The organism is Thalassospira povalilytica, assembly GCF_002844235.1.
Taxonomy (GTDB): domain Bacteria; phylum Pseudomonadota; class Alphaproteobacteria; order Rhodospirillales; family Thalassospiraceae; genus Thalassospira; species Thalassospira povalilytica.
On record NZ_PGTS01000004.1, the window covers coordinates 198,003 to 212,855 of the forward strand.

11 protein-coding genes are annotated in these 14,853 nt (G+C 56.3%); all 11 read left to right on the forward strand.

The window, feature by feature from the left end; genetic code table 11:
* Positions 1–5 precede the first annotated feature (5 nt).
* The 11 genes from hutI (at position 6) to CU041_RS12390 (ending at position 14,766) form a co-directional block, all read left to right on the forward strand.
* Positions 6–1,217: an imidazolonepropionase gene (gene hutI, locus CU041_RS12340; RefSeq protein ID WP_101247169.1), complete on the forward strand. Its 1,212-nt coding sequence runs from the start codon at positions 6–8 to the stop codon at positions 1,215–1,217.
* Positions 1,218–1,260: 43 nt separating this feature from the next.
* Positions 1,261–2,802: a histidine ammonia-lyase gene (gene hutH, locus CU041_RS12345; RefSeq protein ID WP_101247170.1), complete on the forward strand. Its 1,542-nt coding sequence runs from the start codon at positions 1,261–1,263 to the stop codon at positions 2,800–2,802.
* 1 nt (position 2,803) lies between these two features.
* A complete protein-coding gene (gene hutG, locus CU041_RS12350; protein WP_101247171.1) occupies positions 2,804–3,607 on the forward strand; it encodes an N-formylglutamate deformylase in 804 nt (267 codons plus the stop codon).
* A complete protein-coding gene (hutU, locus tag CU041_RS12355) occupies positions 3,604–5,280 on the forward strand; it encodes a urocanate hydratase (protein WP_101247172.1) in 1,677 nt (558 codons plus the stop codon). The genes hutG and hutU overlap by 4 nt, the downstream gene beginning before the upstream one ends.
* A gap of 77 nt (positions 5,281–5,357) precedes the next feature.
* Positions 5,358–6,452, forward strand: a complete 1,095-nt coding sequence (locus CU041_RS12360; protein ID WP_101247173.1) for a TRAP transporter substrate-binding protein — start codon at positions 5,358–5,360, stop codon at positions 6,450–6,452.
* A 67-nt stretch (positions 6,453–6,519) separates the two neighbouring features.
* Positions 6,520–7,041 carry a TRAP transporter small permease subunit gene (locus tag CU041_RS12365; protein ID WP_101247174.1) on the forward strand — a complete coding sequence of 174 codons (522 nt, stop codon included), beginning with the start codon at positions 6,520–6,522 and terminating at the stop codon, positions 7,039–7,041.
* The gene (locus CU041_RS12370) at positions 7,041–8,588 is read left to right on the forward strand and encodes a TRAP transporter large permease (protein WP_101247175.1); all 1,548 of its coding nucleotides are present in this window, start codon (positions 7,041–7,043) and stop codon (positions 8,586–8,588) included. Before CU041_RS12365 ends, CU041_RS12370 begins: the two co-directional genes overlap by 1 nt.
* 416 nt (positions 8,589–9,004) lie before the next feature.
* Positions 9,005–10,510 carry a sensor histidine kinase gene (locus CU041_RS12375; RefSeq protein ID WP_233433097.1) on the forward strand — a complete coding sequence of 502 codons (1,506 nt, stop codon included), beginning with the start codon at positions 9,005–9,007 and terminating at the stop codon, positions 10,508–10,510.
* The gene (locus tag CU041_RS12380; RefSeq protein WP_101247177.1) at positions 10,479–11,849 is read left to right on the forward strand and encodes a sigma-54-dependent transcriptional regulator; all 1,371 of its coding nucleotides are present in this window, start codon (positions 10,479–10,481) and stop codon (positions 11,847–11,849) included. Before CU041_RS12375 ends, CU041_RS12380 begins: the two co-directional genes overlap by 32 nt.
* Before the next feature lie 244 nt (positions 11,850–12,093).
* On the forward strand, positions 12,094–13,431 hold the full coding sequence (locus tag CU041_RS12385) for an ABC transporter substrate-binding protein (protein WP_101247178.1): 1,338 nt from the start codon (positions 12,094–12,096) through the stop codon (positions 13,429–13,431).
* 21 nt (positions 13,432–13,452) lie between these two features.
* Positions 13,453–14,766, forward strand: a complete 1,314-nt coding sequence (locus CU041_RS12390; protein WP_068518374.1) for an ABC transporter substrate-binding protein — start codon at positions 13,453–13,455, stop codon at positions 14,764–14,766.
* Positions 14,767–14,853 lie beyond the last annotated feature (87 nt).

Here is a 14,853-nt window from a genome sequence, read left to right on the forward strand (position 1 = left end):
TTCGCATGCTGCTCAGAAATGCAAAAGTCGTCACAATCACGGATGATAATCGCTACGGACTGATTGAATGTGGTGCGATTGCCATTCAGGACGGCTTGATCGACTGGGCCGGCAGCAATGATGAAATCCCCGCCAAATATCTTGAGCAAGCATCCCGCGACCTTGAAGGCCGTCTGATTACCCCGGCCCTGATTGATTGCCATACCCATGTGGTTTATGGCGGCAACCGAGCGGTTGAATTTGAAATGCGCCTTGAAGGGGCAAGCTACGAAGAAATCGCGCGCGCTGGCGGCGGCATTGTTTCAACCGTCACCGCCACCCGCCAGGCCGATGTGGACCAGCTCGTAAAAACCGCGCTGCCACGGGTTGATGCACTGCTGGCCGAGGGGGTATCGGTTATCGAAGTCAAATCGGGCTATGGCCTTGATCGTGACACCGAACTCAACATGCTGCGTGCGGCCCGCAAAATCGCGACATTGCGTCCGGTCCGGATCAAAACCACCTTCCTTGGCGCCCATGCGACCCCGGCCGAATTCAAGGGCGAACCCGATCGCTATATTGACGAGGTCTGCATCCCCACCCTGCGCGCCGCCCACGCAGAAGGACTGGTTGATGCGGTTGACGGGTTCTGTGAAGGCATTGCCTTTAACCCCGATCAGATCAAACGCGTATTTGACGTTGCGCGCGAACTTGGCGTTCCGGTCAAGCTCCATGCCGAACAGCTTTCCAATATCGGTGGCACCAGACTGGCCGCCGAATATGGTGCGATTTCAATCGACCATGTTGAATATGCCAACGAAGACGACGCCAGGGCGATGGCAAAATCGGGATCGGTTGCCGTCCTGTTGCCCGGTGCATTTTACACCCTGCATGAAACCCGGTTGCCGCCGATTGCCGATTTTCGCAAGCACGGCGTGCCGATGGCAGTTGCCACCGACTGCAATCCGGGCACATCGCCATTGATGTCGATCCTTCTGACCATGAACATGACCTGCACCCTGTTCCGCCTGACCCCGGAAGAGGCACTTTGCGGTACGACCAAACATGCCGCAACCGCACTTGGCCTCTCCGATACCGGACAGATCAAGGCGGGTCTTCGTGCCGATCTTGCGATCTGGGATATAGAACACCCGGCCGAGCTTTCCTATCGCATCGGGTTCAACCCGCTGTTTGAACGAATTTTCGGCGGCGAGACCGTCGCCCGCAAAGCAAAATAAGACAACGAAACGCCCCACAACCTGTATTCGACAAGGATGCAAAATGACCGTAACCCTGACGCCCGCCGCAGCAACGCTTGCCGATCTTGAAAATATCTGGCGCAACCAGATAGCCGTCAAACTTGATCCGTCGGCAAAGGCCGGTGTCGAGGCTGCCAGCGACATGGTCCGTGCCGCTGCCGAAGGCGAGGATGCGGTTTACGGGGTCAATACCGGGTTTGGCAAACTGGCATCGGTCAAGATTGCCGCCAAGGATACCGAAACCCTTCAACGCAACCTGATCCTGAGCCATTGCTGCGGCGTGGGTGAACCACTTGATATCGCCACGACACGCTTGATGATGGCGTTGAAATTGCTGTCACTTGGGCGTGGTGCATCGGGTGTGCGCTGGGACCTGATCGAACTGATCGAAGGCATGCTGGCAAGCGGTGTGACCCCGGTTGTCCCGTCGCAAGGATCGGTTGGCGCATCGGGCGATCTGGCCCCGCTGGCCCATATGGCAGCTGTCATGATCGGTGCGGGCGAAGCGGTCTATGATGGCCAAACCATGCCCGGTGCCGAAGCCCTTGCCAAAGCTGGCCTGACCCCGGTTGTTCTGGGTGCGAAAGAAGGCCTTGCCCTGATCAACGGGACACAGTTTTCAACCGCCTGTGCGTTGGTCGGGCTGTTTTCGGCATGGCGCAATGCCGCAAGCTCCATCGTCACCGCGTCACTTTCGACCGATGCGATCATGGGCTCAACCGCCCCGCTGGTTGATGAAATCCATACTCTTCGCGGTCATCCCGGCCAGATCAATGTGGCGCGTGCGATGCGCGGTCTGATGGAAGGTTCGGAAATCCGCGAAAGCCACCGCGAAGGCGATACCCGCGTTCAGGACCCCTATTGCATCCGTTGCCAGCCGCAAGTCACCGGCGCTGCGATGGATCTGCTGCGCTTTGCCGGTCAGACGCTTGAGATCGAAGCCAATGCGGTTACCGATAATCCGCTGGTCCTGAAAGAAGACGGGCGCATTGTTTCGGGTGGGAACTTCCACGCCGAACCGGTGGCCTTTGCCGCCGATCAGATCGCCCTTGCCGTTGCCGAGATTGGCGCAATTGCCCAGCGTCGCGTGGCCTTGATGGTTGATCCGACGCTTTCGCACGATCTGCCGCCGTTCCTGACCCCGGAGCCGGGCCTGAATTCCGGCCTGATGATTGCCGAGGTCACAACGGCCGCCCTGATGAGTGAAAACAAGCATCTTGCCAATCCGTGCTCGACCGACAGCACACCGACCAGTGCCAATCAGGAAGACCATGTATCGATGGCCGCCCACGGCGCACGCCGTCTGGCAAAAATGAATGCCAATCTATCCTATATCCTTGGCGTTGAGCTGATCTGTGCCGCACAGGGTGTTGAATTCCGAGCCCCGCTTAAAACCAGTCCCGGGCTTCAGAACGTCCTTAAAACCGTGCGCAAGGATATCCCGACCGTCAAGGAAGACCGCTATATGGCGCCTGATCTTGCCAAGGCGGCCGACCTTGTGACCGGGGGCGCGCTGGTTGCCGCAGCCAAACTGTCGGGTTTCGTGGTCGGGGAAGGTGCATAACATGACCAATCCCGTTGAAATCAAACGCGGCGATGGCCCCATTGTTCTGGGACTGCCCCATACCGGCACCCATGTTCCCGATGATATTGCCGCCAAACTGAATGATCGCGGGCGCGCGCTTGCCGATACCGACTGGCATATCCACACGCTGTATGACGGGCTGATCGATAATGTCACGACGGTTCGTGCAACCTTTCACCGTTATGTGATTGATGCCAACCGCGATCCCGAAGGCGTCAGTCTTTATCCCGGTCAGAACACCACGACCCTGGTGCCGCTGACCGATTTTGATGGGGAAAACATCTGGGATATTGCCCCGACCGAGGCCGATATTGCCGCCCGTGCGGCCAATTTCCACGCCCCCTATCACGCGGCACTGGCAGCCGAACTTGAACGGGTGCGCGCCAAACATGGTGTGGCGATCCTGTATGATTGCCATTCGATCCGGTCAAACATCCCGTTCCTGTTTGACGGTACCCTGCCCGATTTCAATATCGGCACCAATCTGGGCACCACCTGTGATCCGATGATTGAGACCCTGACGTCCGAAATCTGTTCGCAGGCCGAGGGATATAGCACCGTTTTGAACGGGCGTTTCAGAGGTGGCTGGACCACCCGCCATTACGGTCGCCCCGACATCAATCAGCACGCCATCCAGATGGAACTGGCACAGTCAACATACCTTTCGGCCGAGGAAGCACCCTGGGCCTATGACCAAAGCCGTGCGGCAAAACTGCGCACGCATCTTACCGACATTCTAAAGACACTGGCCGATTTGGCCCCATCACTAAGAGGCAAGTCATGACCAACAATCCGCGTCACAACCAGCGTGATATCTATCCGGCAACCGGAACCGACATCACCGCCAAAAGTTGGCTGACCGAAGCGCCGATGCGCATGCTGATGAACAATCTGCATCCCGACGTTGCCGAAAATCCGCACGAACTGGTGGTGTATGGCGGTATTGGCCGTGCGGCGCGCACCTGGAAGGATTTCGACCAGATTGTTGCCAGCCTCAAGGAACTTGAAGACGACCAGACCCTTTTGGTGCAGTCGGGCAAACCGGTTGGCGTTTTCCGCACCCACAAGGATGCGCCGCGCGTTCTGATTGCCAACTCCAACCTTGTGCCGCATTGGGCCAATTGGGATCATTTCAACGAACTCGATAAAAAAGGTCTGGCAATGTACGGCCAGATGACGGCCGGTTCGTGGATCTATATCGGATCGCAGGGCATCGTTCAGGGCACCTATGAAACCTTTGTCGAGGCCGGTCGTCAGCATTATGGCGGCAACCTTAAGGGCAAATGGATCCTGACCGGTGGTCTTGGCGGCATGGGGGGCGCACAGCCGCTGGCAGCCGTGATGGCCGGTGCGTGCTGTCTTGCGGTTGAATGCGATGAAACGCGTGCGGATTTCCGTCTACGTACCCGCTATGTCGATGAAAAGACCCATTCCCTTGACGAAGCGCTTGAAATGATCGACCGCTGGACCAAGGCGGGCGAGGCAAAATCGGTTGCCCTGATCGGCAATGCGGCCGACGTCTTCCCGGAACTGGTCAAACGTGGCATTCGCCCCGATATCGTCACCGATCAGACATCGGCCCATGACCCGGTTCATGGGTATCTGCCGCAAGGCTGGACCGTTGCCGAATGGCGTGAAAAACAGGAATCCGATCCCAAGGCGGTTGCCAAAGCCGCCCGCGCATCAATGCGCGTTCAGGTCGAAGCCATGGTTGCCTTCCACGAAGCCGGTATTCCGACGGTGGATTACGGCAACAATATCCGCCAGATGGCGCTCGAAGAAGGCTTGGAAAACGCCTTTGCCTTCCCGGGCTTTGTTCCGGCCTATATCCGCCCGCTATTCTGCAAGGGCATCGGCCCGTTCCGCTGGGCGGCCCTTTCGGGTGATCCGGAAGACATTTACAAAACCGACCAGAAGGTCAAGGAACTGATCCCCGACGACAAACACCTTCATAACTGGCTGGATATGGCGCGTGATCGCATTTCCTTCCAGGGCCTGCCCGCACGTATCTGCTGGGTCGGGCTGGGTCAGCGCCATCGCCTGGGTCTGGCATTTAACGAGATGGTCAAGAATGGTGAACTGAAAGCCCCGGTGGTGATCGGTCGTGACCATCTTGACAGCGGATCGGTCGCAAGCCCGAACCGCGAAACCGAAGCCATGAAAGATGGCTCGGATGCGGTCAGTGACTGGCCGTTGCTTAATGCGCTGCTTAATACCGCATCGGGGGCCACCTGGGTCTCGTTGCATCATGGCGGCGGTGTCGGAATGGGCTTTTCGCAGCATTCCGGCATGGTGATTTGCTGTGACGGCACGGAAGATGCCGCACGCAGGGTTGAACGCGTCCTTTGGAACGATCCGGCAACCGGTGTGATGCGTCACGCCGATGCGGGATATGACATTGCACTGGATTGCGCACGGGAACACGGGCTGAACCTGCCCGGTATTCTCGGCAAGTAATCAAAAACCTTAATGCGGGGGCAATGACGATTGCCCCTTCAAAACCTTTCAGGGTTCAATCAAGGAGGCTCCTTAACATGAAAAGACGTGAATTTCTGACGGCCGGTGTTGCCGGCGTTGGTGCAGCGGCGGCGGCAACCTTTGCCACCCCGGCAATCGCACAGGACAAGCGCCAGTGGAACATGGTTACCGCTTGGCCGAAAAACCTGCCCGGGCCGGGGGTTGCGGCCCAGAAACTGGCCGATCGTATCACCACCCTTTCGGGCGGCCGGATCGAGGTCAAACTGCATGCTGCCGGTGAACTTGTACCGGGCAATGGCGTATTTGATGCAGTTGCCGAAGGCACGGCTGATATCTATCACGCGGTTCCTGCCTATTGGGGTTCGAAATCCAAAGGCATCCTTCTGTTCGGTTCGCAGCCCTTTGGTCTGCGTGCAGACGAACAGGTTGGCTGGCTGACCCATGGTGGCGGTCAGGAACTCTATGATGAAATCTATGGCCAGTTCGGGCTGAAGCCGTTCCTGTGCGGCAACTCCGGTCCGCAATGGGCTGGCTGGTTCCGTAATGAAATCAAATCGGTTGACGACCTTAAGGGTCTCAAATTCCGGACCACCGGTCTGGCGTCTGAAATGTGCTCGAAACTGGGCATGGCCGTTCAGGCCATGGGGGGTCGCGACATGTTCCAGGCGCTGCAAAGCGGTGCGCTTGATGCCGGCGAATTCATCGGCCCGTGGAGCGACAGCGCCCTCGGCTTCTATCAGGTTGCCAAGAACTACTACTGGCCGGGTGTCGGCGAGCCGTCCTCGGCCGAGGAATGCGCGGTCAATGCCAAGGCATATGCCGACCTTCCGGACGATTTGAAGGCCGTGGTCAAGTTTGCCTGTGACAGTCTTTATAACGAAGTCTGGACCGAGTACGAGACCAAGCACGCCATGGCGTTGCAGAAACTGGTGGCAGAACAGGACGTCAAGGTCCGTATGCTTCCCGATGATGTGGTTGAAGCCATGGGCAAGGCCGGTGCGGAAGTCATCGCCGAACTGCGCGAAAGCGACGATGCCCTGACCCGCAAGGTCACCGAAAGCTTTGTCGCATATCGTGATCTGATCGGTGGTTATATGACCTATGCCGATAACGGTCAGATGAATGCACGCGCCAAGGTGCTCGGCTTCTGATAAACATGATACCCGGCGCAAGGATACCGATCCTTGCGCCGGTTCTTTTCGTATCCGGGGGGATGTGATGCAACGCCTTGCTGATCGGCTTGATCTGATCAATCACTGGACCGGGATGACAGTGCGCTGGTTTGCGCTGATCATGGTTCTTTTGCAATTTGCCGTGGTTTTGCTGCGCTATGTTTTCGGTTTCAGTTCAATTGCACTGAATGAAAGTGTTCTGTACCTGCATGCCGGGCTTTTCATGCTTGGCGCGGGATACACGCTTTTGGTCGACGGGCATGTGCGGGTCGATATTTTCTATGCCGGGGCCGAAAACCGCACCAAGGCCCGCATTGACGCATTTGGCTATACCATTCTTGCAATTCCGTCGATGATGGCGCTGCTATACTGGACATGGCCATCCGTGATCAATTCGATCTCGATGATGGAAGGGGCGATTTCGGTGGGCGGCATTCCGGCCGTGTGGCTTTTGAAATCCCTGATCCCCGCATTTTGTATTCTTTTGATTATTCAGTCGGTTGCCTGTTTGCTCAGGCAGATCATTGCCCTGCGCGATGGTGTTGACGATCAGGGTGCGCAAAGCTGATGGAATATCTTGATCTTTTGATGTTCGCCGCCCTGATGGGCTGCATCCTTCTGGGTTTCCCCGTTTCGTTTTCGATCGCCGGTGTGGCAATCATTTTCGGTTATATCGGCTGGGCCACCGATGCGATGAATATCGGGCTGATGGGTGCATTCGGGCAGCGGGTATTCGGGACGCTGACCAATGATGTTCTGATCGCCATTCCGCTTTTTGTCGTGATGGGTGTGATCCTTGAACGGTCACGCATTGCCGAGGATCTGCTTCATACCATGGGCCGTCTGTTTGGTCAGCTGCGCGGCGGGCTTGGCATTTCGGTCGTTCTGGTTGGCGCGTTGCTTGCGGCGTCGACCGGGATTGTCGGCGCGACAGTGATTGCCATGGGCATGATCGCACTTCCGACCATGTTGCGCACGGGATACAACCCGAAACTGGCATCGGGGCTTGTCTGTACGGCCGGGACGCTGGGCCAGATTATCCCGCCTTCGACGCTTTTGATCATTCTGTCTGACGTCATGTCATCGGCCTATCAGCAGGCCCAGTATGAACAGGGCAAATTCACCATCGAAACCATTTCGGTTGGTCAGATTTTTGCCGGGGCGCTGGTGCCGGGACTGACGCTGGTGGCGATTTACATCCTTTATATCCTGCTGCGCGGGGTGTTTCGCCCCGATGACATGCCGCCAGTGCAAAGCGATGATGGCCACCCCGATATCGGCGAGGTTTTCCGCGCTGTTTTGCCGCCGATCCTTTTGATCATTGCGGTTCTGGGCGCGATCCTTGGCGGGGTTGCCACCCCGACCGAGGCCGCATCGGTGGGCGCAATTGGCGCGATCCTGATGGCTGGTGCCCGTCAGGGGGCCAATCGCACACTGGTGCTTACCGGGACGATATCGCTTCTGGTTCTTGCCGTAATGGCGGGGATTGCCCCGGTGCGTTTCCAGCGCAGTGACCTTACCGGTGTCGATTATATGCTGGGCGGGGTTTATGTGGTGCTGGCAATTATTGGCATTGCTGCGATCTTTGCCTGCCTGCGTCAGGCGTGGAAGGCAGATATCCTGAAATCGGCCCTGACATCGACCATGACGGTAACATCGATGATCTTTGCCACCATTCTGACCGCCAGCATGTTCTCGCTGGTGTTTATCGGACTGGGGGGCGAGGACCATGTGGCCGAAATCCTTGAAGCCATGCCAGGCGGACCGACCGGAGCGCTCCTGTTTTGCATGGCACTGATCTTTATCCTTGGCTTCTTCCTTGATTTCGTTGAAATCACGGTGATCCTGTTGCCGCTGATTGCGCCGGGCTTGATCATGATGGGCCATGATCCGGTGTGGCTGGCGATCTTGATTGCCATCAACCTTCAGACATCATTCCTGACCCCGCCGTTTGGCTTCTCGCTCTTTTACCTGCGCAGCGCGGCCCCGCCGGAAATTACGACGGGTCAGATTTACAAGGGTGTCGTGCCGTTTATCGCGCTTCAGGTCTTTGGCATCTTTGTCATCTGGCTGTGGCCGTCACTGGCCCGCTGGTTGCCAAGCGTCGTGTTCTAAGCACGCACAACAAAAAACGCCCCGGTACGCCGCGGGCGTTTTTTGTTGTGCGGTTCGGGTCAGGAGCCAGCCACAACAAGCTTTGACTTGCTGCCATGCAACATTTGCGTCAGAACTGTCATAATAAAAAAACAAACGTTGAGCATTCAGCGTAAGGGAGCCAGTTTGTGTCCGGTTTTCATTGGTCACGAAATCAACGTCTGAGCCTTGTGGGCCGATATACATTGCTATCGGTAGGCGTTGTTGTATGCGCACTACTTGCCCTTAGCCTGTTCTACCAGCGTTTTTCCAACGAACTGATTGACCGGCTTACAGGGGAGAGGCTTAGCGCGCAGGTCGCGGCTACGTCAAACAAGCTCTCCGCTTTTCTCGATACGCGCATCTATCAGCTGGTAACATTGTCAAACCATCCAGCCATGCCCGCATTCATTGAGGCTCCAAACTCTCCACAGGCCGAAGAAGCTCTGACCCTGCTTCGGGTCGAGGCGGATTCTCCCGACCTTTATGGTGTCCTGTTTTTTGACTGGTACGATAATCTTGATCGACTGGTCGCCGGGCAAGCTGCATCGGGTCCACCATACTGGTCCAAAAACGGCTGGGATATTTCCGGCCTTCCGCGGGTCGAACATGAAGGCATTGAATTCATCGGTCCCAAATTGCCTGAGAATGGAAATTCCGGCTGGATTTTGATGCGGGCCCACATCCGTGATACCGGTTTGGGGCAGAACACCTCTGTCGGCCTGCATGTCCGTTTGGCATCACTGACTGAACTGTTGGCAAGTGCCGGGGTATCGGGCGTGATTGATCCGCTTTTGCGCACGCCGGGTGGCATTGTTCTTGATGCAACCGGACGCCCCACCGAAGTCAATGGCGAGCTGATCGAAGGTCCAAGCATCCTTCCGGGCTGGAACCTTGTGATGAGTGTTAGACCGGGCACTATCCTGCAACCTATTGACGAAACGCGTTTCTGGCTCGCGGTGACTGCGGCCGTAATCATTGTGGTTATACTGGCAATCTTTTTTGCCTTGTCACGCAGCCTGCGTCGACGGGTCGATACGCTTGTTCAGGGGGCACATAGTATTGCGTCGGGTGATCTCTATTATCGTCTGCCCGAAGGTCGCCGGCGCGATGAAATCAGCACAGTCGCCAAGGCCTTCAACACCATGGCCTGGCAACTTAAGGACCTGATTGATCGTACGGTGCGGGCTGAAAAGCTTGCCGTTCTGGGCCAGTTTGCCACCGGCGTTGCCCATGAAGTCCGCAATCCTCTGGCCACCATGAAAACCACTGTTCAGGCCCTTGTTCGCAAGGAACCTGATGGAGAGCGCAAGACGCTTCTGGATGATATGGGTCATCAGATTGATCGCCTGTCACGCGTGGTGAATGACCTTCTGGCCTATGGCCGACCGGGGGAAGCATGCCCCCAGGTAACAGAAATACGTGATTTGTTCCGCCAATCATCGCGGGTACTGATCCCGGTCGCAAAAGAGGCTCATGTCCGATTTTATACCAGTGGCGATTCCCGTCTGACGATCTTTGTCGACCCGGATCAGATGTTACAGATCCTGCTTAATATCGGGATCAACGCCATTCAGGCATGCCAGCCCGACGGCACGGTTAGCCTGCGAGCAGAACGCCACAAGGACCAGGTAGAAATACGCATCACCGACGATGGTGCCGGCATCCCCAAAGAGCATTTGCTTGACGTCGTGCAGCCATTTTTTACCATGAAAAGCAAAGGAACCGGACTTGGCCTGACAATCAGCCAACAACTGGTCGAGTCAAATAACGGTACCATCAATATTGAAAGTGCCCCGCAAGAGGGCACGACAATCACATTGAAGTTCCCGGCAACGAAACCGGAAACTTCAAAGGAGGAAACATCGAAAAATGCCTCGCAAGATCAGGATTCTGATCGTTGATGATGAAGAATCATTCGTCCGATCACTAAGCTTTGCGCTTCGCACCGAAGGCATGGATGTCACCGGCGTCCATTCCGGAGAAGATGCGTTTTTGCAAGTCCGTGCAAACAAATTCGATATCATCCTGCTTGATCTGCGCCTGCCCGGTGCGGATGGAATGGAGGTGCTTGATAGCATCCGCAAACTTGATATCGACGTGCCCGTCATCATGATTTCGGCTCATGGCGATACCCGTGCGGCGGTGAAAGCCGTCAAACTCGGTGCGGCGGATTACCTAAGCAAGCCGTTTGAACTCGATGAGTTGATCCATACGATCAACACTACCCTTGATCAAAACCGCACTGCACTTGAGCTTGATTACCACCGCAAGCGCAATGTCCCGACCAACGGACTGATCGGTGAATGTGCGCCGATGCGCGAATTGCGCACGACAATCGGCCGCGTTGCACAAAGCAGTGCCAGCCGTATCCTGCTGCAAGGGGAGTCCGGGACTGGCAAGGCGCTGGTTGCGCGCGCCATTCACGGCGAAAGCCCGCGCGCTTCAAACGCCTTTATCGAAGTCAACTGTGCCGCGCTGCCAGAACAGCTGATTGAAAGCGAATTGTTTGGTGCGGAAAAGGGCTCCTACACCGGAGCGCATCAGAAACGTACCGGCCTTGTCCGGCTTGCTGATGGCGGCAGTCTGTTTCTCGATGAAATCGGCGAATTGCCCCTGGCCCTACAGGCGAAGTTTCTGCACTTCCTTGAAAACGGAGACTATCGCCCGGTAGGAAGCGAGCATTCCGCATCGGCTGATGTGCGGGTGATTGCCGCGACCAACCGCGACCTTGCGGAAGAAGTCCGTCAGGGAAATTTCCGTGAAGACCTGTTTTACCGACTGAACGTCATCACCATTGATATTCCCGCACTGCGCCACCGCGGCGAGGACATTATCAGTTTGGTCGATCATTTCGCCGATCATCAGGCCAAAGCCGAAGGTTGCCATCCAATCCACTTTGACGATGCGACCCTTGAACTGCTACGCCATCATCGCTGGCGCGGCAATGTGCGCGAACTTAAAAACCTGATTGAGCGTCTGACCATTCTTTATCCGTCCAAACAGATTTCGCCGGACCTGTTGCCGGCCGAATTCCACGTCACGGATGATAACCCGGATGATCTGCATGCCGGAGTTTCGGATGGTAATGCGCAATTGCAGGACCGCATGGACAACACCGAGCGTCATCTGGTCCAAGATGCGCTTGATCAGGCCGACGGTCACAAAGGCCGTGCGGCAGAAATACTTGGTATTTCACGTCATGCCCTGAAACGTCGTCTGCAACGGCTGGGCCTGCAATAACTTATCCCCAACCCGAAGCATTTTCGACGCACCCTTGAGCGGTTTCCGCTCAAGGGTGTTTTACTGTTTGAGCGCCTAACGCTCAAATTCGCGCTCAAGACCGCTCCATGAATTTGACCCAAACCGGTCAATCGCGCGGCTTCCCTGACTTTGCGCCGAAATTTCGCAACTGGCACAGCCTTTGCGGAATAGCGAGACAAAGGTACAAACGCGAATGGAACAACCATTCGCAGGGAGGAAAGTCATGGAGATGCTCAAACACCCGCTTTCCGGGTGCATCACCATTATTGTTGCCACGTTAGTACTGTTTGCGGCCAACACCGCACAGGCGGAACGTTTTGAGCTGGGCGCATCTGCACAGAACGCAGATGCTGTCATCGGCTGTTTGTACCCAATGACCGGACGGTCGGCCACATATGGCCGCGACAGTATTTCCGGAATCAAAATCGCACTTCAGGACCTTGAAGCCGAAGCCAAATCCGGCCTTGATGTACCCAATCTTCGCGTCATCGCAGATGATCCGCGATCAAAGGCATCCTACGCGGTTCGTCTGGCGCAGGATTTTATCACCAATGACAATGCCAAATTCTTCTGCGGCATAGTGTCATCTGGTGTTGCCCACGCCGTAAGCGACCTGGCCCGGACTGAAAAAATCATTATGGTCGGAACCGATCATGCATCATCACGGCTAAGCATCGAGGCAGGCCACGATTATTACTTCCGCGTCACCAATGACAGCTGGACATCGATGGCAGCCGGTGCCCGTTATTTACGTGATCTGCAAAAGGAAACCGGGTGGAAACGTCTTGCCTTTGTCGGACCGGATTATGATTACGGCCATGTTTCCTGGACGGATCTGCAACTTGCCCTTGATGAATTGGGTGTCGAATATGAAACCGTCGGCGACCTGTGGCCAAAGCTCTATGAGCCGGACTATTCGATCTACATCAATGCCCTGCAATCAGCAAAAGCCGACGTGGTCGTAACCGCCCTTTGGGGCGGGGATTTCATCGCCTTTATCAAACAGGCAGCCTCAACCCGGTTCTTTGAAACCACCCGTCTGGCCAATTTCGACACAGGCGCCAATTATGATGTGATGATGGCCCTTGGTGATCAACCCTATCCGGGATTGATCCTTTCGGCTCGCCATCACAATAACTGGCCCGAAACGGGCCGGAACAAGCGGTTCGTAAAACAGTTTCACGACATGACCGGGCGTTATCCGACTTATGCGGCCGAAGGCGCCTATACCGGGATCATCGCCATTGCACGCGCCATTGAAAAGGCAGGCAGCGTGGATGATGACCGCGCGCTGATTACCGCCCTTGAAGGATTGCAACTGGCCCTGCCCGAAGATCCGCCGGGCTTTGCATCCTACATCGATCCCGAAACTCACCAGATTGTCCAGGCGCAAGCCGTGGGCACGGTCGTCCACAACGAAGACTTTCCACCATCGAAACTGATGGTCGGGAATTGGGCGATCTACGATGCCGAAGACCTCAAGCCATCCAAAGAGATGGTCAAACGTCGCCGCGATGCCGTGGCAGGCGGGTCGGAGGCAGTTCCACCGCCAACTCCATGACCTTTCCCAAGGGAGGAAATAGTGAAGAACAATAAATCAAAATTCAGCAAACATCTTGTATCGGGCGTCGCAGCGCTTGCCCTTGCAGCAGGCGCAGCCGGTTCTGCATCGGCCGCTGAAAACGGCAAATTCCGCGTCGGGATCGTGACCTTCCTGTCCGGTCCGGCAGCTGGCCCGTTCGGCGTTCCGTCGGCTAACGCCGCCAAGGTTCTTGTTGAAGAACTGAACAAGGGCAACCTGCCTGCACCTTACGACAAGATCGGTATCAATGGCGCCGAAATCGAAGCCGTCATCATCGACGAGGCTGGCGGTGCGACCAAGCAGGTTGAAGAATACCGCAACCTTGTTCAGCGGCAAAAAGTCGATGCTGTCATTGGCTATGTTTCGTCGGGCGACTGCCTGGCAATCGCACCAGTTGCCGAAGAACTGAAAACCTTCACCATCGCATATGATTGCGGTACTCCCCGTCTGTTTGCCGATAACCCGGATGCACAATACATGTTCCGGACCGGTCTTGACGCATCGGTCGATAATATCGGCGCAGTTCGTTATCTGGCCGCGACCCGCCCGGACGTTACCCGTCTTGCCGGCATCCAGCAGAACTATTCGTGGGGTCAGGACAGCTGGGCTGACTTCACCGCGGCCGCATCTGCGCTCCTGCCCGAAGCCGAAATCGTCGAAGAACAGTTCCCGAAAATCTATCAGGGCCAGTACGGCGCTGAAATCTCTGCCCTGTCCGTGAAGCGCCCGGAAATCGTTCACAGCTCCTTCTGGGGTGGCGACATGGAAGCGCTGGTTCTTCAGGCAAATGCCCGTGGCCTGCTTGAAGATGCAACCGGTCTTCTGACTTGCGGCGAAGCATCGTTTGCCACCTACAAAGATCAGGCCCCGAACGGCATGATCATCGGTGCTCGTGGCCCGTTCGGCCAGTTTGCCCCGGATAACGAACTGAACACCTGGTTCAAGGGTGTCTATCAAAACGCCTATGACATTGAGCCTGTCTATCCGGCAACCAAGATGGCACAAGCGATCCTTGGTCTGAAATATGCCGCCGAGAACGCCGGTGTCGCCGACAAGGAAATCCCGTCAGCAGAGCAACTTTCTGCTGCGATGAAAGGTGCAACCTTTGAATCGGTTTCAGGCACGGTTGAGATGGCGCGCGGCAATGGCCATCAGGCCATGCAGGGTATTACCTATGGTGAATATCACTACGAAGACGGCGTTGCATCAATCAAGAACGCTGTTTCGTTTGATGGCGAATGCGTAACTCCGCCCGAAGGTGTTGCGGCTGCGGACTGGATCGCAGACGGTTTCCCGGGCGCGAAGTGTAACTAAGCTGCACGCACTGTTTCACTGAGCTTCCTGATCCAGCGGGCATCCCTTTTCCCTTGGGATGTCCGCCCCTTTCCCTGCACACTGGAT

Coding starts and splice junctions, on each gene's coding strand:
- hutI (WP_101247169.1), top strand. CDS start 6: ATGCTGCTCAGAAATGCAAAAGTCGTCACAATCACGGATGATAATCGC.
- hutH (WP_101247170.1), top strand. CDS start 1,261: ATGACCGTAACCCTGACGCCCGCCGCAGCAACGCTTGCCGATCTTGAA.
- hutG (WP_101247171.1), top strand. CDS start 2,804: ATGACCAATCCCGTTGAAATCAAACGCGGCGATGGCCCCATTGTTCTG.
- hutU (WP_101247172.1), top strand. CDS start 3,604: ATGACCAACAATCCGCGTCACAACCAGCGTGATATCTATCCGGCAACC.
- CU041_RS12360 (WP_101247173.1), top strand. CDS start 5,358: ATGAAAAGACGTGAATTTCTGACGGCCGGTGTTGCCGGCGTTGGTGCA.
- CU041_RS12365 (WP_101247174.1), top strand. CDS start 6,520: ATGCAACGCCTTGCTGATCGGCTTGATCTGATCAATCACTGGACCGGG.
- CU041_RS12370 (WP_101247175.1), top strand. CDS start 7,041: ATGGAATATCTTGATCTTTTGATGTTCGCCGCCCTGATGGGCTGCATC.
- CU041_RS12375 (WP_233433097.1), top strand. CDS start 9,005: ATGCCCGCATTCATTGAGGCTCCAAACTCTCCACAGGCCGAAGAAGCT.
- CU041_RS12380 (WP_101247177.1), top strand. CDS start 10,479: ATGCCTCGCAAGATCAGGATTCTGATCGTTGATGATGAAGAATCATTC.
- CU041_RS12385 (WP_101247178.1), top strand. CDS start 12,094: ATGGAGATGCTCAAACACCCGCTTTCCGGGTGCATCACCATTATTGTT.